At 70.9% G+C, this 21,089-nt stretch carries 21 protein-coding genes; 8 read left to right on the top strand and 13 right to left on the bottom strand.

From position 1 onward, the window contains the following. Nucleotides 1-147: 147 nt before the first annotated feature. Complete coding sequence (locus ACF1GV_RS00520; protein WP_391676594.1) at nucleotides 148-1,467, top strand: PTS transporter subunit EIIC; 1,320 nt, start codon at nucleotides 148-150, stop codon at nucleotides 1,465-1,467. A 247-nt stretch (nucleotides 1,468-1,714) separates the two neighbouring features. Beyond that, nucleotides 1,715-2,977, top strand: a complete 1,263-nt coding sequence (locus ACF1GV_RS00515; RefSeq protein WP_391676592.1) for a PTS transporter subunit EIIC — start codon at nucleotides 1,715-1,717, stop codon at nucleotides 2,975-2,977. Between the two features lie 97 nt (nucleotides 2,978-3,074). Here ACF1GV_RS00515 and ACF1GV_RS00510 read toward each other — a convergent pair whose 3' ends face one another. Then, entirely contained in the window at nucleotides 3,075-3,827 is a 753-nt protein-coding gene (locus ACF1GV_RS00510) for an MBL fold metallo-hydrolase (RefSeq protein ID WP_391676591.1), read from the bottom strand. A 236-nt stretch (nucleotides 3,828-4,063) separates the two neighbouring features. Here ACF1GV_RS00510 and ACF1GV_RS00505 point away from each other — a divergent pair, with 236 nt between their 5' ends. Then, on the top strand, nucleotides 4,064-4,507 hold the full coding sequence (locus ACF1GV_RS00505) for a type II toxin-antitoxin system PemK/MazF family toxin (RefSeq protein ID WP_391676590.1): 444 nt from the start codon (nucleotides 4,064-4,066) through the stop codon (nucleotides 4,505-4,507). Between the two features lie 18 nt (nucleotides 4,508-4,525). Here the strand turns inward: ACF1GV_RS00505 and ACF1GV_RS00500 are convergent, their stop codons facing one another. From ACF1GV_RS00500 to clpS, 7 genes are all read right to left on the bottom strand, one after another. After that, a complete protein-coding gene (locus tag ACF1GV_RS00500; RefSeq protein ID WP_391676589.1) occupies nucleotides 4,526-5,476 on the bottom strand; it encodes a PLP-dependent cysteine synthase family protein in 951 nt (316 codons plus the stop codon). 6 nt (nucleotides 5,477-5,482) lie between these two features. Next, entirely contained in the window at nucleotides 5,483-5,761 is a 279-nt protein-coding gene (locus ACF1GV_RS00495) for a MoaD/ThiS family protein (RefSeq protein ID WP_363267269.1), read from the bottom strand. 119 nt (nucleotides 5,762-5,880) lie between these two features. Further along, nucleotides 5,881-5,976 carry a putative leader peptide gene (locus tag ACF1GV_RS00490; protein WP_019065921.1) on the bottom strand — a complete coding sequence of 32 codons (96 nt, stop codon included), beginning with the start codon at nucleotides 5,974-5,976 and terminating at the stop codon, nucleotides 5,881-5,883. A gap of 91 nt (nucleotides 5,977-6,067) precedes the next feature. Then, nucleotides 6,068-6,490 carry a M67 family metallopeptidase gene (locus ACF1GV_RS00485; RefSeq protein WP_363267268.1) on the bottom strand — a complete coding sequence of 141 codons (423 nt, stop codon included), beginning with the start codon at nucleotides 6,488-6,490 and terminating at the stop codon, nucleotides 6,068-6,070. 137 nt (nucleotides 6,491-6,627) lie between these two features. Next, nucleotides 6,628-8,052, bottom strand: coding sequence for an amino acid permease (locus ACF1GV_RS00480; RefSeq protein WP_391676587.1), 1,425 nt, complete (start codon nucleotides 8,050-8,052; stop codon nucleotides 6,628-6,630). Between the two features lie 319 nt (nucleotides 8,053-8,371). Continuing rightward, nucleotides 8,372-8,977, bottom strand: coding sequence for a DUF2017 domain-containing protein (locus tag ACF1GV_RS00475; protein ID WP_391676586.1), 606 nt, complete (start codon nucleotides 8,975-8,977; stop codon nucleotides 8,372-8,374). A gap of 12 nt (nucleotides 8,978-8,989) precedes the next feature. Beyond that, nucleotides 8,990-9,307 (bottom strand): ATP-dependent Clp protease adapter ClpS, encoded by a 318-nt coding sequence (gene clpS, locus ACF1GV_RS00470; protein WP_363267265.1) that lies wholly within the window; start codon nucleotides 9,305-9,307, stop codon nucleotides 8,990-8,992. Nucleotides 9,308-9,428: 121 nt separating this feature from the next. Here clpS and ACF1GV_RS00465 point away from each other — a divergent pair, with 121 nt between their 5' ends. Then, nucleotides 9,429-10,757 carry a nicotinate phosphoribosyltransferase gene (locus ACF1GV_RS00465; RefSeq protein ID WP_391676583.1) on the top strand — a complete coding sequence of 443 codons (1,329 nt, stop codon included), beginning with the start codon at nucleotides 9,429-9,431 and terminating at the stop codon, nucleotides 10,755-10,757. 186 nt (nucleotides 10,758-10,943) lie between these two features. Then, the gene (locus ACF1GV_RS00460; protein ID WP_391676582.1) at nucleotides 10,944-11,537 is read left to right on the top strand and encodes an isochorismatase family protein; all 594 of its coding nucleotides are present in this window, start codon (nucleotides 10,944-10,946) and stop codon (nucleotides 11,535-11,537) included. Nucleotides 11,538-11,593: 56 nt separating this feature from the next. On the opposite strand, the gene ACF1GV_RS00455 is transcribed toward ACF1GV_RS00460, so the two are convergent. Together ACF1GV_RS00455 and ACF1GV_RS00450 are read right to left on the bottom strand one after the other, a co-directional pair. After that, nucleotides 11,594-11,935 carry a hypothetical protein gene (locus ACF1GV_RS00455; RefSeq protein ID WP_391676581.1) on the bottom strand — a complete coding sequence of 114 codons (342 nt, stop codon included), beginning with the start codon at nucleotides 11,933-11,935 and terminating at the stop codon, nucleotides 11,594-11,596. A gap of 145 nt (nucleotides 11,936-12,080) precedes the next feature. Then, nucleotides 12,081-14,432 (bottom strand): immune inhibitor A domain-containing protein, encoded by a 2,352-nt coding sequence (locus ACF1GV_RS00450; protein ID WP_391676579.1) that lies wholly within the window; start codon nucleotides 14,430-14,432, stop codon nucleotides 12,081-12,083. A 343-nt stretch (nucleotides 14,433-14,775) separates the two neighbouring features. On the opposite strand from ACF1GV_RS00450, the gene ACF1GV_RS00445 reads away from it, so the two are divergent. Next, nucleotides 14,776-15,018, top strand: a complete 243-nt coding sequence (locus tag ACF1GV_RS00445) for a hypothetical protein (protein WP_363267259.1) — start codon at nucleotides 14,776-14,778, stop codon at nucleotides 15,016-15,018. An 18-nt stretch (nucleotides 15,019-15,036) separates the two neighbouring features. Here ACF1GV_RS00445 and ACF1GV_RS00440 read toward each other — a convergent pair whose 3' ends face one another. Next, nucleotides 15,037-15,711: an RDD family protein gene (locus ACF1GV_RS00440; protein WP_391676577.1), complete on the bottom strand. Its 675-nt coding sequence runs from the start codon at nucleotides 15,709-15,711 to the stop codon at nucleotides 15,037-15,039. Nucleotides 15,712-15,797: 86 nt separating this feature from the next. Further along, a complete protein-coding gene (locus tag ACF1GV_RS00435; RefSeq protein ID WP_391676576.1) occupies nucleotides 15,798-17,510 on the bottom strand; it encodes an RDD family protein in 1,713 nt (570 codons plus the stop codon). Between the two features lie 232 nt (nucleotides 17,511-17,742). Here ACF1GV_RS00435 and ACF1GV_RS00430 point away from each other — a divergent pair, with 232 nt between their 5' ends. After that, nucleotides 17,743-18,153 carry an SsgA family sporulation/cell division regulator gene (locus ACF1GV_RS00430; RefSeq protein ID WP_391676574.1) on the top strand — a complete coding sequence of 137 codons (411 nt, stop codon included), beginning with the start codon at nucleotides 17,743-17,745 and terminating at the stop codon, nucleotides 18,151-18,153. 20 nt (nucleotides 18,154-18,173) lie between these two features. On the opposite strand, the gene ACF1GV_RS00425 is transcribed toward ACF1GV_RS00430, so the two are convergent. Beyond that, complete coding sequence (locus ACF1GV_RS00425) at nucleotides 18,174-19,580, bottom strand: FAD-binding oxidoreductase (RefSeq protein WP_391676573.1); 1,407 nt, start codon at nucleotides 19,578-19,580, stop codon at nucleotides 18,174-18,176. 92 nt (nucleotides 19,581-19,672) lie between these two features. Between ACF1GV_RS00425 and ACF1GV_RS00420 the strand changes: the two genes are divergently transcribed. Next, a complete protein-coding gene (locus ACF1GV_RS00420) occupies nucleotides 19,673-21,085 on the top strand; it encodes a tetratricopeptide repeat protein (RefSeq protein ID WP_391676571.1) in 1,413 nt (470 codons plus the stop codon). The last annotated feature ends 4 nt before the right edge of the window (nucleotides 21,086-21,089 follow it).

Raw genomic sequence — 21,089 nt, 5'->3', positions numbered from 1 at the left:
GTTGGCCCAACTTCGCGAGCGGTCATGTCGTCCGTACCGAATGATGGCGATCACGACAGCGGAACCGAGCCGTACGCGACTGGTCTACACCAGCTGACGGACGGTCGCCAAACCGCCCCCGCCGTGAGGGGCCGGAAGGACACCGCCATGAGTGCCGAGAGCGCCGCCGCCGAACCTCGTCCGGTGAGCCCCGTGCGCGAACGCTGGAACCGTTTCTTCCAGGGCCTGCAGAAGATGGGCCGCAGTCTTCAGCTGCCCATCGCCGTGCTGCCGGCGGCGGGCATCCTGAACCGGCTGGGTCAGCCGGATGTGTTCGGCGACGAGGGGCTCGGCTGGACGAACGTGTCCAAGGTGATGAAGGGCGCGGGCGGTGCGCTGCTCGACGGCTCGATCGGTCTGCCGCTGCTGTTCTGCATCGGTGTGGCGATCGGGATGGCGAAGAAGTCGGACGGTTCGACGGCGTTGGCGGCGGTGGTGGGTTTCCTCGTCTACTTCTCGGTGCTGCACCAGTTCCCGGAGAGCTGCCCGGGCGGTTCCACGAAGGTCCCGGACGTCGGCTGCCAGGTGACTGTGGGCGGGGGCGTCGGGGCGGTGACGCCGTTCACGTTCCAGAATCCGGGGGTGTTCGGCGGGATCGTGATGGGTCTGCTGGCGGCGTTCTTCTGGGTGCGTTTCCATCGCACGAAGCTGGTGGACTGGCTGGGCTTCTTCAACGGGCGGCGGCTGGTGCCGATCATCATGGCGTTCGTGGCGATCGCGTTCGCGGCGCTGTGTCTGTGGGTGTGGCCGCCGATCGGTGACGGTCTGGAGAGCTTCAGCAAGTGGCTGCGGGACGCGGGTTCGTGGGGCGCGGGTGTGTTCGGTGTGGCGAACCGGGCGCTGCTGGTGATCGGTCTGCACCAGTTCCTGAACGTGCCCATCTGGTTCCAGTTCGGCACGTACACGCCGCCGGGCGGGAAGCCGGTGCACGGTGACATCAACATGTTCCTGGCCGGTGACCCGCATGCGGGGCAGTTCACGTCGGGGTTCTTCCCGATCATGATGTTCGCGCTGCCGGCTGCGGCGCTGGCGATCGCGCACACGGCGAAGCCGCACCGTCGCAAGGAGGTCGGCGGGCTGATGCTGTCGGTGGCGCTGACGTCGTTCGTCACGGGGATCACGGAGCCGATCGAGTACTCGTTCTTGTTCATCGCGCCGCTGCTGTACGCGGTGCACGCGCTGCTGACGGGTGTGTCGATGGCGGTGACGTGGGCGCTGGGCGTGCACGACGGGTTCAGTTTCTCGGCGGGATTGATCGACTACGTCATCAACTGGAATCTGGCGACGAAACCGTGGGCGATCATTCCGATCGGTCTGTGCTTCGCGGTCGTGTATTACGCGGTGTTCCGGTTCGCGATCACGAAGTTCGATCTGAAGACGCCGGGGCGGGAGCCGGAGGAGGAGGTGGAGGACACCACCAAGGCCTGACGGCCGCCGCCCTGATGCCCCCGGACCCCTGTGGTCCGGGGGCTTTTCGTCGTGACCTGCGGCCGGTACGGGCCGTGATGCCACCGTCGCGGAATCGTGGGTTCCTTACGCCGCCTTCATCGTGCTACAACAGGTCTACACCACTGAGTGGTGTAGACCATGCGTCGGTTTCTGTCGCCGCGCATTTCACGAGACGCCGCCGTCCTCATCTGTCCCCTGGCGGCGCCTTGCCCAATGGAGGAAGTTGATGACCACGGCGAGCGCGGCACCCGCCGCACAGAAGAAGGGCGCCGGGCCGATGGCGGTCCTGCAGCGCATCGGCCGCAGCCTGATGCTGCCGGTCGCTGTGCTCCCCGCGGCGGCCCTGCTGGTCCGCCTCGGCAACCCGGACATGCTGGGACGGGAGTCGTTCCCCACGTTCGTCACCAAGATCGCCGGATTCATGGCGGCCGGCGGCAACGCGATCCTGGACAACATGGCGCTGCTGTTCGCCGTGGGCATCGCGATCGGCTTCGCCAAGAAGTCGGACGGCTCGACGGCCCTCGCGGCGGTCGTCGGCTACCTGGTCTTCAAGAACGTGCTGGGCACGTTCACCGACAAGAACCTGCCCAAGGTGGCGACGGCCGTCGACGGCAAGGTCGTCATGGTGGACGCGCCGGTGGACGCCAAGGTCCTGGGTGGCGTGGTGATGGGCATCGTGGTGGCGCTGATATACCAGCGTTTCTACCGCACCAAGCTGCCCGACTGGGCGGGCTTCTTCGGCGGCCGCCGCCTGGTCCCGATCCTGTCGGCCTTCGCGGGCCTGCTCCTCGGTATCGTCTTCGGCTACATCTGGCCGGTCCTCGGCACGGGTCTGCACAGCTTCGGTGAGTGGCTGGTGGGGTCGGGTGCCGTCGGCGCCGGCATCTTCGGTGTCGCCAACCGGGCGCTGATCCCGATCGGCATGCACCACCTGCTGAACTCCTTCCCCTGGTTCCAGGCCGGTGAGTACCACGGCAAGAGCGGCGACATCGCGCGCTTCCTGGCCGGTGACCCGCATGCGGGCCAGTTCATGACCGGCTTCTTCCCGATCATGATGTTCGCCCTCCCGGCGGCCTGCCTGGCCATCGTGCACTGTGCCCGCCCCGAGCGGCGCAAGGTCGTCGGCGGCATGATGTTCTCCCTCGCGCTGACCTCGTTCGTCACGGGCGTCACGGAGCCGATCGAGTTCACGTTCATGTTCATCGCGCCGGTGCTGTACGCCATCCACGCGGTCCTGACCGGTGTGTCCATGGCCCTGACCTGGGCGCTGGGCATGAAGGACGGCTTCGGCTTCTCGGCCGGCGCGGTCGACTTCGGGCTGAACCTGGGCATCGCCAGCAACCCATGGGGCCTGGCCCTGGTGGGCCTGTGCTTCGCGGTGGTCTACTACGTCGTCTTCCGCTTCGCGATCACCAAGTACAACCTGCCGACCCCCGGCCGCGAGTCGGACGAGGAACTGGCCGAGCTGCAGAAGGCCGAGGCCAAGTAGCCTCCCGGCACACACGGAAGGCCCCCCGGAGCACTGGGCGCTCCGGGGGGCCTTCCGTGTGTCCGGAATCGTTTCTTCCGCGTCGCCGGAGGCGGGGTCAGATGTCGTACGACTTCCTCGGGGCCGCCAGGTCCACCGGGCCGGAGTACACCGCGCGGGCGTCGGTGAGGTTGACCTGGGGGTCCGTCCACGGGGGGATGTGGGTGAGGACCAGGCGGCGGGCGCCCGCGCGGGCCGCGGTCTCGCCGGCCTCGCGGCCGTTGAGGTGCAGGTCGGGGATGGACTCCTTGCCGTGCGTGAACGCGGCCTCGCACAGGAACAGGTCGGCGTCCCGGGCGAGTTCGTCCAGGACGGGGGTGACGCCGGTGTCCCCGGAGTACGTCAGGATCTTCCCGCCGTGCTCGATGCGGATGCCGTACGCCTCGACGGGGTGGGCCACGCGTTCGGTGTGCACGGTGAAGGGGCCGAGCTCGAAGGTGGACGGCTTGACCGTGTGGAAGTCGAAGACCTCGCTCATCGACGAGGCCGACGGGGTGTCGGCGTACGCCGTGGTCAGGCGGTGCTCGGTGCCCTCGGGGCCGTAGACCGGCAGGGGCTCGCAGCGACCGCCGTCGTGGCGGTAGTAGCGCGCGACGAAGTAGCCGAGCATGTCGATGCAGTGATCGGCGTGCAGATGGCTCAGGAAGATCGCGTCGAGGTCGTACAGACCGCAGTGGCGCTGCAGCTCGCCCAGGGCGCCGTTGCCCATGTCGAGGAGCAGCCGGAAGCCGTCGGCCTCGACGAGGTAGCTCGAGCAGGCCGAATCCACGGACGGGAACGACCCCGAGCAGCCGACGACGGTGAGCTTCATGAAGCAGAAACCTCCGCTGGCGGGGAACCGGGAAAGGGGGGCGACGGGGGTCGTGCGGTCCGTCGAGCGTAAGGCGCAAAACTCCCGGTCGCTCCTCCGCCAAGGGCTGTTGTGGGCGAACTCACCTGCGCTGTCACCGGTTCGGATGGAACTTGTGGGTTCGGGGCGCGTCCGGGCGGCGGATCGGTGTGACCGCGGGGGCGCGCTGCGTGGGGCGCGCCGGTAACGTCGTCGGTATGGACACGTCCTGGTGGCTGGCGCTCGCGGCGGTGGCGCTGCTGGCTCTCGTCGCCGTGCTCGTGGACGGCTGGGGGCGGGGGCGGCGCGAGGCGCGCCGGGCGCGGGCGGCCGGGCGCGCGGCGGCCGCGTCGCTGCGGCCGCGGCCGGCGGAGATCTGGTGGGCCCAGGTGCCCTACGAGGACGGGCCGCGGAGCAAGGACCGGCCCTGTCTGGTGCTGTCGGTGCGGCGCCGCCGGGTGCGGGTGGCGAAGATCAGCACGAAGTACCACGACGAGCGGGCCGGGGTGATCCCGCTGCCGCCGGGTTCGGTGGGGGACGCGCAGGGCCGGGCGAGCTTCCTGCAGACGGACGAGGTGCGCGAGGTGCCGGTGGGCGACTTCCGCCGCCGGGTGGGCGTGGTGGACCCGGTCCTGTGGGACCAGGTCCGTCACCTGGCGTAGGCGCTGATCAGGCGCCGATCAAGCCCAGAGCTGGCCCTGCAGGGTCTCGATCGCTTCCTCGGTGGTCGCCGCCGTGTACACGCCGGTCGACAGGTACTTCCAGCCGCCGTCGGCCACGACGAAGACGATGTCGGCGGACTCCCCCGCCTTGAGGGCCTTGTTGCCGACGCCGATCGCCGCGTGCAGGGCGGCGCCGGTGGAGACGCCCGCGAAGATGCCCTCCTGCTGGAGGAGTTCCCGGGTGCGGGTGACCGCGTCGGCGGAGCCGACGGAGAAGCGGGTGGTGAGGACGGAGGCGTCGTACAGCTCGGGGACGAAGCCCTCGTCGAGGTTGCGCAGGCCGTAGACCAGGTCGTCGTAGCGCGGCTCGGCGGCGACGATCCTGACGTCCGGCTTGTGTTCACGCAGGTAGCGGCCCACGCCCATGAGGGTGCCGGTGGTGCCGAGGCCGGCCACGAAGTGGGTGACCGAGGGCAGGTCGGCGAGGATCTCCGGGCCCGTCGTCGCGTAGTGCGCGCCGGCGTTGTCGGGGTTGCCGTACTGGTAGAGCATCACCCAGTCGGGGTGCTCGGCGGCCAGCTCCTTGGCGACGCGTACGGCGGTGTTGGAGCCGCCCGCGGCCGGGGAGGAGATGATCTGCGCGCCCCACATGCCGAGCAGGTCGCGGCGTTCCTGCGAGGTGTTCTCGGGCATCACGCAGACCATGCGGTAGCCCTTGAGCTTGGCGGCCATGGCGAGCGAGATGCCGGTGTTGCCGCTGGTGGGCTCGAGGATCGTGCAGCCGGGCGTGAGACGGCCGTCCTTCTCCGCCTGCTCGATCATGTGCAGCGCGGGGCGGTCCTTGACGGAGCCGGTGGGGTTGCGGTCCTCCAGCTTCGCCCAGATGCGCACGTCCTCGGACGGCGACAGCCGCGGCAGGCGCACCAGGGGGGTGTTGCCGACCGCGGCGAGCGGGGAGTCGTAACGCATCGCCGGTCAGGCCATACCGCCGGCCACGGCCGGCAGGATCGTGACGTTGTCGCCGTCGGTCAGCTTGGTGTCGATGCCGTCGAGGAAGCGGACGTCCTCGTCGTTGAGGTAGACGTTGACGAAGCGGCGCAGCTGCTCGCCGTCCACGATGCGGGCCTGGATGCCCGCGTGCCGGGTCTCGAGGTCGGCGAACAGCTCGGCGAGGGTCTCACCGTTGCCCTGCACCGCCTTCTGGCCGTCGGTGTAGGTGCGGAGAATGGTCGGGATGCGGACCTCGATGGCCATGGCTCAGGGCTCCTGTCGGAAGGTGTCGTGGGTTCGGTCAGGCGCGCGCACCCGGGGTGCCCCGGGATTTCGGCAGTGCGAGAGCGCCGCGGCCACGGTCGGACGGCGGCAGCGGAAGATCAACAGATGGCGCTGTTCAGCCTGCACAGGTCGACGTGCAGACGCGCCACGAGCAGCGTGCCCGGCGCCTTGTCGCTCACGTCGAGAAGAACCATGGGCTCATCGTATCGATTCCCGTACCCGGTCTCGGAGTGTGATTCCGTATGCCGGACGGAATTCGTCCGGTGAGCGAGACGCGGGGCGGGTTCAGTACGACTCCACGACCCTGACCTCCTCCTCCGTGACCTCGCCGTCCACGATCCGGAAGGAGCGGAACTGGAACTCGCCGAGACCGTCGGTGTCCGCGGTGGAGACGAGGACGTAGTGGGCGCCGGGCTCGTTGGCGTAGGAGATGTCGGTGCGCGAGGGGTGGGCCTCGGTGGCGGTGTGGGAGTGGTAGATGACCACCGGCTCCTCGTCGCGGTCGTCCATCTCGCGGTAGAGCTTGAGCAGGTCGCCCGAGTCGAACTCGTAGAAGGTGGGCGACATGGCCGCGTTCAGCATGGGGATGAAGCGCTCGGGGCGGTCCGAGCCCGCCGGGCCCGCGATGACGCCGCACGCCTCGTCGGGGTGGTCCTTGCGGGCGTGCGCGACGATCTGGTCGTAGAGGGCCTGGGTGATGGTCAGCATGTGGCTCAGGATAAGCAGAAGGGCCGTTCCGTACCGAGGGTTGGTACGGAACGGCCCATATGCCGGACGTCCTTGGGCGGCGACCGCAGCGGGGCACCACGAGAGCTCCGCTGCGCCGGGACGCTCCGGGGGGTGGCTCAGCCGACCCGGTCGAGCTCCGGCTCGCGGCGCTGGGTGACCTCGGGGTTGCGCGCCTTGAGCACGGCCCAGCCGATGCCCAGGGCGACGGCCCAGCCGGCCATGACGTACAGGCAGATGCGCGACTCGCTGTCGTAGGCGATCAGGCCGGTGACGAAGAGGAGGAACGCGATGGCGACGTACGAGCACTTCGCGCCGCCCGGGGCCGGGAAGGCGGAGGCGGGCAGCCGGCCGGCGACCACGGCGCGGCGGTACACCACGTGGCTGACGAGGATCATCAGCCAGGTCCAGATGCCGGCCGCGGTGGCGACGGAGGTGACGTAGCCGAAGGCCTTCTCCGGGACGACGTAGTTCAGCACCACGCCGATGGCCATGAAGGCGACGGAGACGGTGATGCCGAGCGCGGGCGTCTTGGTGGAGGACAGCTTCCGGAAGGCGCGGGGCGCCTCGCCGTTGTCGGCCAGCGTGCGCAGCATGCGGCCCGTGGAGTACATGCCGGAGTTGCAGGACGAGAGGGCGGCGGTGAGCACGACGAAGTTGACGATGCCCGCGCCGGCCGGGATGCCGATCACCGCGAACGCCTTCACGAAGGGGCTGACGCCGGCGGCGAACTCGGTCCACTTCACCACGCACAGGATGACGGTGAGGGCGCCGACGTAGAACAGGGCGATGCGCCAGGGCAGGGTGTTGATCGCCTTCGGGAGGGTCTTCTCCGGGTCCTCCGACTCACCGGCGGTGACGCCGACCAGCTCGACGGCGAGGTAGGCGAACATCACGCCCTGCAGGGTCATCAGGGACGAACCGATGCCCTTGGGGAAGAAGCCGTCGAAGGCCCACAGGTTGGAGACGGCGGCGGTGTCACCGGCGGAGGAGAAGCCGAAGGTGAGCACGCCGAGACCGATCACGATCATGCCGATCAGGGCGGTGACCTTGACCATCGAGAACCAGAACTCCAGCTCGCCGAAGAGCTTCACGGAGATCAGGTTCACGCCGAACAGGACCACCAGGAAGACCAGCGCCGTCACCCACTGCGGGACGGCCGGGAACCAGTAGTTCACATAGATCGCCGCGGCCGTCAGCTCGGCCATGCCGGTGACGACCCACATCAGCCAGTACGTCCAGCCGGTGAAGTAGCCGAAGAACGGGCCGAGGAACTCGCGCGAGTACTCCGCGAACGAGCCCGAGACGGGGCGGTAGAGCAGGAGCTCGCCGAGCGCCCGCATGATGAAGAAGATGATCAGGCCCGCCAGGGCGTACATCAGGATGAGGCTGGGACCGGCCTTGGCGATGTTCGCCCCGGCTCCCAGGAACAGACCGACGCCGATGGCTCCGCCGATCGCGATCATCTGGACCTGCCGGCTGCCGAGCCCGCGCTCGTACCCCTCCTCGGGGGTGGTCCCCTTGTCGACCTGCTCAGAGGTCATGTGTGGTGCGCCTTTCTCCATGCCGACCCGGGCCTTGAGTCGGCCGCGGATCGGGTCTCGATCCCCCCGGATAAATGGAGCTGTTGCCTGGCCGGCGGTTGCCGGCTCGGTGGCGCACCCGGCTGAACATGGGTGGTGTTCGCCGGGCGGTCGTGAAGATTTATCACGGCCGCAACAGAGATCACAGAGGCGCCCTGTGACGCATCACACAAGGAGAAGGGGGCAAAGGCCACCCGAAAGGGGCGAACGGGGGCGTCGATTTCACAGGATCGTTATCCGGATTTGAGCGTCCTCTGAGCGAACACTTTCCGGGGGCGGATCAGGGCATAAGGGTCGTGACGAGCGTCTCCTGGAGGCCGCCCAGCCACAGGTACGCCATCACCATCGGCTTGCGCGGGTCCTCGTCGGGCAGCCGGTAGAGCAGATCGGTGTCGTCCTCGTCGGTGATCTCCAGGCGGGAGCCGATGGCCAGGCGCAGATCGTTCAGCGCTCCCAGCCACTGCTGGGACTCCCCCGGGGAGAGCTTGAGGACCGCTCCGCCGTCGCCCGCGGGGTTCAGGGCGTCCAGGGAGCGGATCACCATGAGGGCGTTCTCCCGCTTGCCGGCCCGCAGGTCGTTCTCGGTGTAGCGGCGGAACTCCGCGGAGTGCGCGGCGCGCTCCTCGGCCTCCCGGGTGCCCGCCGGCTGCTCCTCGGGGTCGGTGTAGGCGTCCGGGAACAGCCGCTTGAGGACCGGGTCGGACGGCGGCTCGCTCGGTCCCTCGGCGAACAGCTCGGCGAGCGGATCGGCCTGGGCGTCCTCGGCGGGGCCCGGGCCGATCAGCTCAAGGAGCTGGACCGCGAGGGAGCGGATGATGGAGATCTCGACGTCGTCGAGCGCGACGGCCGCGCCGCCGCCGGGGAGCGGTTCGAAGGTTCCTGGCATGGAGGAGGTTCGCTACTTCCGGTCCTGCTGGAGGGTGGCCCACAGACCGTAGCCGTGCATGGCCTGTACGTCGCGTTCCATCTCCTCGCGGCTTCCGCTGGAGACGACCGCCCTGCCCTTGTGGTGGACGTCGAGCATGAGCTTGGTGGCCTTGTCCTTGGAGTACCCGAAGTACGTCTGGAAGACGTAGGTCACATAGCTCATGAGGTTGACGGGGTCGTTGTGGACGATCGTCACCCAGGGAACGTCGGGCTCGGGTACGGCGGACACCTCTTCCGCCGACTCGGTCTTCTCGATCTCGATGGGTGCGGCTGCCGTCACACAGCCCATGCTGCCACCTGGGCGGGGTACTCGCACAAACGGCCCCCCGGTGACGCGGAATTCGGGGCGGACACAGATCACACCGGGGTTAAATCGTCAGGGTGACGAGATGGGGGTAGCATCACTCGCCATGAACACAGCGGACCTTGGGCTGCCGGTAGACGTCCCCTCGACGGCGCTCTTCACGGACCAGTACGAGCTGACGATGCTGCAGGCCGCGCTGAAGGGCGGTACGGCCGGGCGGCGGAGCGTGTTCGAGGTCTTCACCCGGCGGCTGCCGGACGGACGGCGCTACGGCGTCGTCGCCGGCACCGGACGCGTCCTGGACGCGGTGGAGAACTTCCGCTTCGACGCCGGCGTGCTCGGCTTCCTGCGCGAGCGCGGGATCGTCGACGCCGAGACGCTGGACTGGCTGGCCGACTACCGCTTCACCGGGGACATCTGGGGTTACCCCGAGGGCGAGGTGTACTTCCCGGGCTCGCCGATCCTGCGGGTGGAGGGCTCCTTCGCCGAGTGCGTGCTGCTGGAGACGGTGATCCTCTCCATCCTCAACCACGACTCCGCGATCGCCGCGGCCGCGTCCCGGATGTCGGCGGCGGCGGGTGACCGGCCGCTGATCGAGATGGGCGCCCGGCGCACCCACGAGCTGTCGGCGGTGGCCGCGGCCCGCGCCGCCTACGTCGGCGGGTTCGCCTCCACCTCCGACCTGGCGGCCGGCTTCCGCTACAACATCCCCACCGTCGGCACCTCCGCGCACGCCTTCACGCTGCTGCACGACCGTGAGCGGGACGCCTTCCAGGCCCAGGTGGACTCCATGGGCCGGGGCACCACGCTGCTGGTGGACACCTATGACGTCACCGAGGCCGTACGGACCGCGGTGGAGATCGCCGGGCCGGAGCTGGGGGCGGTGCGCATCGACTCCGGCGACCTGCTGCTGGTGGCGCACCGGGTGCGGCAGCAGCTGGACGAGCTGGGCGCACGCGACACGAAGATCATCGTGACCTCGGACCTCGACGAGTACGCCATCGCCTCGCTGGCGGCGGCGCCGGTGGACGCGTACGGCGTGGGCACGCAGCTGGTGACCGGCTCCGGGCACCCGACGTCCTCCATGGTGTACAAGCTGGTCGCCCGGGCCGAGACCGCGGACCCGCGCTCGCCGCTGAAGGCGGTGGCGAAGAAGTCCACCGGCGGGAAGACGTCCGTGGGGGGCCGCAAGTGGGCCGCGCGGCGGCTGGACTCGTACGGCGTGGCGGAGGCCGAGGTGGTGGGCACCGGGGCGGTGCCGACCGAGCTGGCGGACCGGCAGCTGCTGGTGGAGCTGGTGAAGGGGGGCGAGGTCGTGGGGCGCGAGCCGCTCGATGCCGCCCGGGACCGTCACGCTGCGGTGCGCGCGAATCTGCCGCTGTCGGCGACCCAGCTGTCCCGGGGGGAGCCGGTGCTTCCCACCGAGTACGTGTAGAGGACCGCCGACGGGGACGTGCGGCCGACGAGGCCGCACCCCCCAGGGGCGCGGGGAACTGCGCGACCAGCCACCCACCCGCACCCGGCGACGGCCCGCACCAGCCCGGCGACTGGCCCCCGCCAGGTAGGGGTAGACAGCCCCTGTCGTGACTCCCTGTACATCCCAGAGCCCGAAGGACACCGCATGCGTCGCGCCTTGATCGTCGTCGATGTGCAGAACGACTTCTGCGAGGGGGGCAGCCTCGCGGTGGCCGGGGGTGCCGACGTCGCCGCCGCCATCACCGAGCTGGTCGGGCAGGCGCCCGCCGGCTACCGGCACGTGGTGGCCACCCGCGATCACCACATCGCGCCCGGGGGCCACTTCGCGGACGAGCCCGACTACGTCCGCTCCTGGCCGGCGCACTGCGTCGCCGGCACCGAGGGTGTCGGCTTCCACCCGAACTTCGCGCCCGCCGTGGCCTCCGGCGCGATCGACGCCGTCTTCGACAAGGGCGCCTACACGGCCGCGTACAGCGGCTTCGAGGGCGCCGACGAGAACGGCGTGCGGCTCGCCGACTGGCTGCGGGCCCGGGAGATCGACGAGGTGGACGTCGTCGGGATCGCCACCGACCACTGTGTGCGGGCCACCGCGCTGGACGCGGTGCGGGAGGGATTCCGCACCCAGGTCCTGCTCGACCTGACCGCCGGGGTGGCCCAGGAGACCACCGACCGGGCGCTCGAGGAGCTGCGCGAGGGGGGCGTCGAGCTGACCGGCAAGCCGGTCGTGGCCCGCGGCTGACTCCCGTCCGCGGCGGTCAGGTCCGGGGGGAGGTCCGGGCGGTCAGGTCCGGTGGGTCAGGTCTGCGGCGCCGGGCTGCGCAGCAGGGAGCGGATCGGGTGCCACAGCTCGGTCGCCAGGTCCGGCGAGCCGACACCGTTGTCCGGTGCGGTACGCCACACCAGGCCGTCGGGGTGGTGCAGGACGGCCGTGATCTCGTCCGGGGTCGGCGGGGCCGCGTTGCCGCGCAGGTAGACCGCCCGCAGTCCCAGGTTGCGCAGCCGGGTCAGGGCGCGCGCCCGGTTCTGGGCGTGGACGAGGACCCGTACCCCGGCGGGGCCGTCGCCGGCGGGGCTGGGCAGGTTGAGCGCAACCACCACCGTGCCGTTCGGCAGCTTGCAGAAACCTCCTGCGGCCATCTGGTCACATCCCCGTTCCGGTCGGCTCCGGCGCCTGTGCCGACGTCGGTGTCAATAAGACAGTCACAGCACGCACCTAAACACGATCGGCGGCAACCCGCCAGGGGGTTGCCGCCGATGCGCGTCTGACCTGCGAATATGCCGACTACTTCACCGCAGGGCCGACCAGGAGGTTGATCGTGGAGCCGTCCTTGGCCTCCTTGGCGATCTGGATCCTGGTGTTGGTGTCAGTGACCTTGACACCGGACGCCGGGTCCGAGGCGTCCCAGTAGGTGCTCGCGTGGTCGTTGAAGACCGACACGCCCGAGGACGGCCAGATCTTCGTCGCGACGTCCGCCTTGTGCAGCGTGATGCCGTCCGTCGGGTACAGGCTGAAGGGCGCGTCGTAGGACTGGACGCGGCCGCGCATCAGCGTGCCGTCGTTCCAGCGCAGCGCCTCCGGGTGGGAGTCGATCGGCAGGATCAGGCCGGCGCCGGGGTGGGTGCCGGTGTTGTTGTCCGGCTGGGAGGTGTCCCACTTCCAGATCAGCAGACCGTTCTGGTACGGGTAGTGCTCCACCCAGGCCGGACGGGTCGTGGAGAAGCCGAAGTTGTAGGGACCGGTCTTCAGCGTCTTGTCGTACGACACGTACTGCCGGTTCTCGGCGATGTAGTACTGCGCGTAGTCCTTGGTGAAGGACGCGCCGATGCGGGAGAAGCCGGCCGCCGTCCACGCGGCGTCCGCGCTCTCGGCGTTGTCGGAGAAGAGGGTGGCGCCGTCGGCGGTCACCGCGATCTCGTCCGCCGCGAAGCCCTTGAGGGCGACGCCGCTGTCGGTCTGGTAGCGGAAGCGCAGGTCGATCTTCTTGCCCGCGTAGGCGTCGAGCGAGTACGCCAGCTTCTTGTAGCCGTCGACCGAACCGGTCAGGGCCGGCTTGTCGCTGCCGTCACGCGGGATCGGCTGACCGTCCACCGTGCCGTCGAGGGCGGTCCAGTTGGCGCCGCCGTCGGTGGAGACCTCGGTGTAGAGGTAGTCGTAGTTGGCCTCGATGTCGTACCAGCCGTCGAGCGTGAGGGCGGCCGACTTCTTGCCGGTGAGGTCGACGCTGCGGGTCAGCGTGTTCTTCAGGTCGTCGCCGCTGCCGCTCCACCACTGGGCGCTGCCCTGGGCGGGCTGGACGACCGTGGTGGTGACCGCCTTGTCGGGCAGGTTCACCACGAGCGCCTGCTTGTTCCAGGTGTTGTACTCGGCGACGCCCAGCTTGTGGCTGGACTGCTTGCCGGCCTTGGCGGTGTCGTAGTTGAGCCAGCCGAGCTGCAGCTTGTCCCAGGCGTTCATGTCGCCCGGCAGGTCGCCGATGGCGTCCTTGCCGCGGCCGAGCCAGGAACCGGAGGACATCAGCGTCCAGAAGCCGGTGGAGTTCTCGCCGCCCGCGGTGTCGTACTCGTCGGGCAGGCCGAGGTCGTGGCCGTACTCGTGGGCGTAGACGCCGAGGCCGCCGTTCTCCGGCTGGATGGTGTAGTCGCCGACCCAGATGCCGGTGGAGCCGATCTGCGCGCCGCCCAGCTTGTTGTTCGAGGGGCCGGTGGCGCCGGCGTCGGTGCCGAAGGCGTACCAGCGGTGGGCCCAGATCGCGTCCTTGCCCTGCGCGCCGCCACCCGCGGACTCGTCCTCGCCCGCGTGGACGATCTGGAAGTGGTCGATGTAACCGTCGGGCTCGTTGAAGTTGCCGTCGCCGTCGTAGTCGTAACGGTCCCACTGGTCGAACTGGGCGACGTCCGCCTTGATCTGGGCGTCGGTGCGGCCGGCCGCCTTCTGCTGGCCCACCCAGGCGTTCAGGCCGTCGCTGACGACGTTCCACACGCTCGGGCAGTTGGTGGAGCCGCAGGCGTTGTTGCCGTAGCGGGCCTCGTTGTAGGGCACCTTGACCCAGTCGGCGACCTCGCCGTCGACGGAGTAGCGGCCCGAGGACTGCTTCTCGTAGTACTTCTTGACCGACTCGGTGTTCTTGCCGGTGCCGAAGTACAGGTCCTGGAAGTGCTGGCGGTCGTAGTTCGCCTGCCAGGCCGTGGAGTTGTCCTTGGTGCGGTCGGGCGCCGCGATCGTGTTGTGCAGCGGGCCGGGCGTGCCGCCGAACTTGGGGTCCGTCTGATCGCCGAACTCCACCAGGATGGTGAAGATCTTGTCGGTCTTCTCGCGGCCCATCTCGACGTACTTGCTGTCGCCCTTGCGGCTCTTGAGCTGAACGACCTTGGAGCCGTTCTTGTCCTTCACCTGGGCCTTGCCGGATATGACCTGGTCGAGCGCCTCCTGGCGCTGCGCTTCCTGGGTCTTGCTCAGCGGGCCGTCCAGGTCGTGCTTCTGCTGCTTCACCGGCGCCGGGTCGTGCCGGTCCACGCTGGTGGCCTTGGCGGTCGTGGCCGCCTCGGCCACCGCGAAGGTGGTGAAACCGGCGGAGGCCGCCGCGAGTGCGACGCCGATCGCCGCAGCTCTGTACATCCAGGATCTACTGGTCACTTGAGTTCCTCCCCCGCGTGAGCGCACGCGGAAGAGGGCCCTGGTCATGGCGGGGGACCGCGCGCGGTGATCGACGCGTGTAATCAAGTGACGACATTTGACTAGAAGTTTGAGAGAAAAGACAGATCTTGACTTGAACAAGTCAAGTGCACTATGCGGAAGAGCGGTTCGCTTTGCGGACACCGGGCGCTCGTCCTGTGGTCGCTCGGGCACGCTTCGACGGTGACTCGGTGCGCCCCCCGTGCACCGGCACTGTTGGTCAGGTCACGCTTACTGTTCGTTCCCCTCGGGCATGCACGCGAATAGAGTCGAGCACATCCCCGCTTCCGAGGACACGATTGCCATGCCTCGTCCGACCGTCGCACAGCTCGTCTACGGTTCGACCACCGTGATCTTCTCGACGCTCGCCATGCTGCTGCTGTCGCAGACGAGTTCGGGACCGGCGATCGCGGTCATAGCCGTCGCGGCACTCGCCCTCGGATTGCTCGTCGCGGTGACCGTGCCGGCTCCCACGCCCTCCCGGGCGGCGCCGGCGTCCGGTGCCGCCGAGGAGGCGGTGCCGCAGGCGACGGCGTCCGTGCGCTGAGCAGGCGCCGACGGTGCGTCAGTCGGTGGACACGGCCACCGTCTTGGCCGCTTTGTCGTGCAGGCCCTGTTTGTAGGGTTTGTCGAAGTAGCTCCAGCCGCCGCAGATCGCCGTCCAGATGCAGGCGCAGCAGAAGGCGAACGGGATCCACAGCACGGCCGCCCGGACCAGGGACGTCTGCACCGAGGGGTTCTGGCCGTTGTCGAGGTTGGCGACCCGCATGTTCAGCCACTTCTTGCCGAGCGTCTGACCCGACCTGCTGATCATGAAGGTGTCGTAGGCGATGTAGAGGACGGCGGCGACGAAGGACTCACCGATCGACTTGCTGACCTCGATCTTGGTGTCGTCCATCGTGTACTCGTTGACGCCGAAGCCCCAGGAGAGCAGCCAGACGACGATGCCGACGAGGATCATGTCGATGATCCTCGCCAGCGTGCGCTTGCCGCTTGCGGCGAGCGGTGGCATGCCGGCCAGGGGGTCGGCGGGGTAGCCGCCCCCACCGTAGGGCGAGCCGGGGGGCGGCGGCGGGGCCTGGCCGCCACCGTGGGGGCTGTCGTACGGCGACCCCTGCCCGGGGCCGGGCGGGGGCGGATTGTCGTACGGCGAGCCCTGCCCCGGACCGGGCGGGGGCTGTTTCCGGAACGGGTCGTCGTCGGGCGGCGGGCCGGAGCCGGGGGGCGGTTCGCTGCTCATGGCCCGAGTGGATCGCGAAGCCCTGGGCTGCGCACCCGGCGGGCGGCCGGACGGAGTAGCGGACCGGGATGCCGGGTGACGTTCCCTCAGCCAGCGACGAAGGTGTGCGCCGCCTTGTCGTGCCAGCACTGGTGCCATGGGCGGTCGAACAGGCCCCATACGACACCGATCACCCCTACGGCGAGCAGGCCCGGGACGCTGTAGACCAGCCAGCGGCGCAGCGCGGCGCCGAACGCCGGGGCCTCGTGCGCCTCGATGTCCCGTACCTCCAGGCCGAGCAGCTTCTTGCCGAGCGTGCGGCCCCAGCGCGCGGTGGGCAGCGCCTCGCAGAGGACGCCGGCCACGAGCAGGACCGCGAGCACGATGCCGAGGTAGACCCCGGTCGTGCCGTCCACCAGCCAGACGGTGACCTCGCGGCCGGAGAGCCTGGCCGCGTCGATCTTCTCGTTGATGTGGTCGGCCGCCTTCGTCCCGAGGGGTACGGCGGCCGCGGAGGTGACGGCGCCGAGCACCAGCGTGTCGATCAGCCGGGCGGCCAGCCGCCTGCCCAGACCCGCGGGGCGGGCCGCCGCCTGGCGCCGGGCGGCGGCCTGGAACACGTCCTCGACGGGCGGCTTCCAGGGCGCCACGGGCTGCTCGCCGTCCGCGGCCCCGGCCAGGTGATGGACCTGCTGCGCCCAGGACGCCTGCCCGCCGCCGGGGCCGGTGGTGAGGGGCGTGGCGAGCGGAGCGGGGGCGCCTGCGGCGGCGGGCTGGTGGGCGGGGGCGGACTGGTGGCCCGGGGTGGGCTGGGGTGCGGCGGCCTGGTGCGGGACGCCGGGTGCGGCTGCGGTCGCGGCGGGCGGCGCCGAGGCGGGGGTGGAGCGCTGGGGGCCGGACAGCGGGGTGGCGGCAACTCCCGCGGCGCCGCCCGGCGTCTGTGTCCCGGCCGCGCGATCGCCCGCGCCGCCGGACCCGGGAGCACCGAAGCCCGCGGCGCCCTGGGGGCCCTTCGCCGCCGCGCCGGGGCCGACCTGCGGGCCCTGGGCGGACGGGGCGGAGGGCGTGCCTCCGCGGGGCGAGACCGCGCGGAACGTGATGGTGCCCTCGTCGGAGTCGCGGCCCGCGCCGGGCCGGCCGCCGCCGCCGCCCGCGGAAGCGCCCGGGGTGCCCTGGCCCGCGCCCGCGCCACCGGTCGGCCGCCGGAAGACGAACGTGCCGTCGGCGGGCGCGTCACCCGAAGCCGGGGCGGAACCCGGCGTCCCGTCGGAGCCCGGGGTACCGACCGCGCCGGGAGTACCGGGGGTAGCGGCGGAACCCTGAGCCCCGCCCGCGCCCGGCGTCCTCGTGCCGTCGGCGGTCGGCCGTCCGTCGGCCGGGACGCGGGGGTCGGCGCCCGGTGCCGCGCCCCACGAGACGCGCCGGTCCTGCTCGCCGCCGAAGCCGGACTGCTGGGACCGGTCGGCGCTCCACGAGGACGCCGGCTCCGGCCACGCCCGCGCCGAGCCCGGCCCGGTACCGGCCTGCCCGGCGCTGCCCGGCGTCGGTCCCTCGGGGGCCGCCGCGCCCCGGTCCCCAGGGGCCGGTGCCGGCTGCGGGTCCTCGTCGAAGAAGTGCGGGCCGGTCTCCTCGACCGCGGGATCCGCAGGGCGCACGCCCGGTGGAGGTGCGAGCAGTTCGCCGTCCGTCGGCGCCGGACGGCTGGTGCCCGGTACCCAGGCGGCACCGTTCCAGTACCGGACGTATCCGGGGATGGACGGGTCCGGGTAATAGCCTTCGCGGGGCCGGTCGTCGCCGGGGGCCGGGGTTGGGGCGCTCATGTCCGTCGTCCCGTATCTGTCGAGGGGGTCGTATGACGGCCTCCACATCTATCAGACGAGCGCAAGCGCCACCGCCTCTCCCGCCGTACCCACCACTTTCCGGGCAACGCCGTACCCCTTCCGCCACTACTCGGGAAAAGAATTCCCCGAACCCGCGTAATGCCCGCGGCCCGGCGCTCTCTCCCTCGTGCGGGCCCACCGCAGGGCCCCCGACACGAGAGGAAGGCCGACCATGCACACCGTCGTGGAGCGCGAACTGGAGCTGCGGCTGATCCTGTCGCCGGAGCGCGCCATCCCCGTCCCGGCCCGCCTGGGCTACCGCACCGACGACCCCTACGCCGTCCACATCACCTTCCACGTCAACTCCGACCACCCCGTGGACTGGACGTTCGCCAGGGAGCTGCTGGTGGAGGGGGTGTTCCGGCCGTGCGGTCACGGGGACGTGCGGGTCTGGCCGACGAAGGCGGACGGGCACAGTGTCGTGCTGATGGCACTCAGCTCCCCCGACGGGGACGCCCTGCTGGAGGCACCGGCCGCCCAGGTCTCGGCGTGGCTGGAGCGCACGTTGCGAGTGGTGCCGCCGGGCAGCGAGAGCGAGCAGCTGGGGATCGACGACGCGCTGGACCAGTTGCTGGCCCGGTGAGAGCCGCCGTGACGCGGAGGTCAGAAAAGCTTTCCGGGGTTGAGGATGCCCAGCGGGTCGAAGACCTCTTTGACGGCCCGCTGCATCTCCACGCCCACGGGGCCGATCTCGCGTGCCAGCCACTCCTTCTTCAGCACGCCCACGCCGTGCTCGCCGGTGATCGTGCCGCCCAGTTCCAGGCCGAGGGCCATGATTTCGTCGAAGGACTCGCGGGCGCGCCGCGACTCGTCGGGGTCGGCGGCGTCGAAGCAGACGGTGGGGTGGGTGTTGCCGTCGCCTGCGTGCGCGCACACGCCGATGGTCAGGTCGTACTTCCCGGCGATGCGTTCGACGCCGGTGAGCATGTCGCCGAGCCGGGTGCGAGGCACGCACACGTCGTCGATCATCGTCGTGCCCTTCACCGCTTCCAGGGCCGTCAGGGACAACCGGCGGGCCTGGAGCAGCAGTTCCGACTCGGCGGCGTCGTCGGCGGGGACGACCTGGGTGGCGCCGGCCGCCTCGCACAGCGCGCCGACGGCGGCCAGGTCGGCGGCCGGGTCGGGGGTGTCGAAGGCGGCGAGCAGGAGGGCCTCGGTGCTCTCGGGCAGGCCCATGTGGGCCAGGTCGTTGACCGCCCTGACCGTCGTCGAGTCCATCAGTTCGAGGAGTGAGGGGACGTGTCCGGCCTCCATGATCCGGCACACGGCGTCGCAGGCGGCGGCCGTCGAGGCGAACTCCGCGGCCAGCACCAGCTGCTCGGGCGGCTTCGGCTTGAGCGCGAGGACGGCCTTGACGACGATGCCGAGCGAGCCCTCGGCGCCCACGAACAGCCGGGTCAGGTCGTATCCGGCGACGCCCTTGGCGGTGCGCCGGCCGGTGGACATCAGACGGCCGTCGGCGAGGACGACGTCGAGACCGAGGACGTACTCCGCGGTCACCCCGTACTTCACGCAGCACAGTCCGCCGGCGGCGGTGCCGATGTTCCCGCCGACGGTGCACATCTCCCAGCTGGAGGGGTCGGGCGGGTAGTACAGGCCGTGTTCCATCACCGCGCGGGAGAGCGTCGCGTTGATCACGCCCGGTTCGACGACGGCGACGCGGTCGACGGGGTTGATCTCCAGGATGCGGTCCATCTTGATCAGGGACAGCGCGATGCAGCCGTCGGTGGCGTTCGCGCCGCCGGACAGGCCCGTGCGGGCCCCCTGCGGGACGACCGGGACGCGCAGCTCGGTGGCGGTGCGCATGACGTGCTGCACCTGCTCGACGGTGCGCGGCAGGACCACGACGGCCGGGACGCCGGCCGGGCAGAAGCTCGCCATGTCGTGGGCGTAGGAGGCCGTGACGTCGGAGTCGGTGAGGACCGCCTCGGCCGGCAGGGCGGCGCGCAGCCGGTCGACGAGGTTGCCGGTCTGCTCGTCGCGAGGCGCTTCGATACGGCTCATGATCACAGGTTCGCACCCGGGGCCATCGGTGTGAACCCCGTGTACGGCGGCCGCCGTATGCCCGGGGAGGGCCGGAGCGGCGACGCACAGTGAGCGTCATGGAGAACCAGGAGTGTGCCGTGGAAGCCGCCGCGCCCATGCGTCGCCGGTGGCCCGTCCGGGTCCTTCTCGCCTCGCTCGCGGGGTCCCTCGTGCTCGGCGGGGCGCTGGCGCTCTGGCCCGCCGACGAGCCCGCCGGGCAGCCGCCGGCCCCGGGGGCGCAGGCGCAGGCGGCGGTGCGCGCCGGGGTGCCGGCGGCGCTGCCCGCTCTGGACGCGCTGATCGGCGAGCGGGAGGCGTACGTGCGCACGCATCCCAAGGACGCACGGGCATGGGCGGTGCTGGGCGCGGCGTATGTGGAGCGGGGGCGCCGGACGGCGGACGCGGCCGGGACGTTCCCGAAGGCGGAGCGGGCGCTGCGGACCTCGCTGAAGGTGCGGGCGCGGGGCAACGCCGAGGCGCTGGAGGGGCTTGCGGTGCTGGCGAACGCGCGGCGGGACTTCCGGGCGGCGCGCGGCTTCGCGGAGGAGGCGCTGAAGACGCAGCCGAAGCGGTGGACGGCGTATCCGCCGCTGATCGACGCGTGCACCGGGCTCGGTGACTACAAGGCGGCAGGGCGGGCCCTGGACGGGCTGACGGCGGCGCACTCCGGCCCGGCGGTGCGGGCGTGGGCCGCGGGCGTGTACCGGGACCAGGGGCGCCGGGAGGACGCGGCTGCGGCGCTGGCGGACGCGGCGGCGGCCGCGCAGGCACCGGCCGAGCAGGCGGCGTATCTGGAGCGGGCGGGGCAGCTGGCGTTCGAGCGCGGCGAACCGGACGCGGCGCTGCGGCACTTCGAGGAGGCGGTGCGGCTGGACCCGGACCAGCGGGCGGCGCAGGCCGGGCAGGGGCGGGCACTGGCCGCGCTCGGGCGCACCTCGGAGGCGCTGAACGCGTACCGGGTGGCGCTTCAGCGGCAGCCGCTGCCCCAGTACGCGCTGGAGCTCGGTGAGTTGTACGAGTCGCTGGGGCTCACACAGCCGGCCCGGGTCACCTACGACCTGCTGCGCGAGCGGGTCCGGCTGGACGCGCGGGGCGGCGTGGACGACACGCTGGTCCTCGGCCGCCTGGAAGCGGACCACGGCGACCCGGCCGAGGCGGTACGGCTGTTGCGCGTGGAGTGGCAGCGCCGGCCCGGCATCGAGGTGGCCGACGCACTGGGCTGGGCGCTGCACCGGGCGGGGCAGGACGCGGAGGCGCTGCGGTACGCGGCGACCGCGACGGACCGGGAACACGGCGGCACGGTGCGCAGCGCGCCGTACGCCTACCACCGCGGGATGATCGAGAAGTCGCTGAACCAGCAGGGGCCGGCCCGCAGGCACCTCCAGGAGGCCCTGCGGATCAACCCCTGCTTCTCACCACTGGCCGTCCGCGAGGCGCGCACGGCGCTGGCGGCGCTGGGCGAGCCGCCGGAGGCCGAGGTTCCGCGCTGACCTC

This window comes from Streptomyces sp. NPDC014006 (genome assembly GCF_043088925.1).
Classification (GTDB): domain Bacteria; phylum Actinomycetota; class Actinomycetes; order Streptomycetales; family Streptomycetaceae; genus Streptomyces.
Note: the sequence above shows the minus strand (reverse complement) of the source record. Positions and strands in the feature narration are given on the sequence as shown.

What these genes read in the sequence shown, in the direction of transcription:
- ACF1GV_RS00520 (WP_391676594.1), top strand. Translation starts at nt 148, where the DNA reads ATGAGTGCCGAGAGCGCCGCCGCCGAACCTCGTCCGGTGAGCCCCGTG.
- ACF1GV_RS00515 (WP_391676592.1), top strand. Translation starts at nt 1,715, where the DNA reads ATGACCACGGCGAGCGCGGCACCCGCCGCACAGAAGAAGGGCGCCGGG.
- ACF1GV_RS00510 (WP_391676591.1), bottom strand. Translation starts at nt 3,827, where the DNA reads ATGAAGCTCACCGTCGTCGGCTGCTCGGGGTCGTTCCCGTCCGTGGAT.
- ACF1GV_RS00505 (WP_391676590.1), top strand. Translation starts at nt 4,064, where the DNA reads ATGGACACGTCCTGGTGGCTGGCGCTCGCGGCGGTGGCGCTGCTGGCT.
- ACF1GV_RS00500 (WP_391676589.1), bottom strand. Translation starts at nt 5,476, where the DNA reads ATGCGTTACGACTCCCCGCTCGCCGCGGTCGGCAACACCCCCCTGGTG.
- ACF1GV_RS00495 (WP_363267269.1), bottom strand. Translation starts at nt 5,761, where the DNA reads ATGGCCATCGAGGTCCGCATCCCGACCATTCTCCGCACCTACACCGAC.
- ACF1GV_RS00490 (WP_019065921.1), bottom strand. Translation starts at nt 5,976, where the DNA reads ATGGTTCTTCTCGACGTGAGCGACAAGGCGCCGGGCACGCTGCTCGTG.
- ACF1GV_RS00485 (WP_363267268.1), bottom strand. Translation starts at nt 6,490, where the DNA reads ATGCTGACCATCACCCAGGCCCTCTACGACCAGATCGTCGCGCACGCC.
- ACF1GV_RS00480 (WP_391676587.1), bottom strand. Translation starts at nt 8,052, where the DNA reads ATGACCTCTGAGCAGGTCGACAAGGGGACCACCCCCGAGGAGGGGTAC.
- ACF1GV_RS00475 (WP_391676586.1), bottom strand. Translation starts at nt 8,977, where the DNA reads ATGCCAGGAACCTTCGAACCGCTCCCCGGCGGCGGCGCGGCCGTCGCG.
- clpS (WP_363267265.1), bottom strand. Translation starts at nt 9,307, where the DNA reads ATGGGCTGTGTGACGGCAGCCGCACCCATCGAGATCGAGAAGACCGAG.
- ACF1GV_RS00465 (WP_391676583.1), top strand. Translation starts at nt 9,429, where the DNA reads ATGAACACAGCGGACCTTGGGCTGCCGGTAGACGTCCCCTCGACGGCG.
- ACF1GV_RS00460 (WP_391676582.1), top strand. Translation starts at nt 10,944, where the DNA reads ATGCGTCGCGCCTTGATCGTCGTCGATGTGCAGAACGACTTCTGCGAG.
- ACF1GV_RS00455 (WP_391676581.1), bottom strand. Translation starts at nt 11,935, where the DNA reads ATGGCCGCAGGAGGTTTCTGCAAGCTGCCGAACGGCACGGTGGTGGTT.
- ACF1GV_RS00445 (WP_363267259.1), top strand. Translation starts at nt 14,776, where the DNA reads ATGCCTCGTCCGACCGTCGCACAGCTCGTCTACGGTTCGACCACCGTG.
- ACF1GV_RS00440 (WP_391676577.1), bottom strand. Translation starts at nt 15,711, where the DNA reads ATGAGCAGCGAACCGCCCCCCGGCTCCGGCCCGCCGCCCGACGACGAC.
- ACF1GV_RS00435 (WP_391676576.1), bottom strand. Translation starts at nt 17,510, where the DNA reads ATGAGCGCCCCAACCCCGGCCCCCGGCGACGACCGGCCCCGCGAAGGC.
- ACF1GV_RS00430 (WP_391676574.1), top strand. Translation starts at nt 17,743, where the DNA reads ATGCACACCGTCGTGGAGCGCGAACTGGAGCTGCGGCTGATCCTGTCG.
- ACF1GV_RS00420 (WP_391676571.1), top strand. Translation starts at nt 19,673, where the DNA reads ATGGAGAACCAGGAGTGTGCCGTGGAAGCCGCCGCGCCCATGCGTCGC.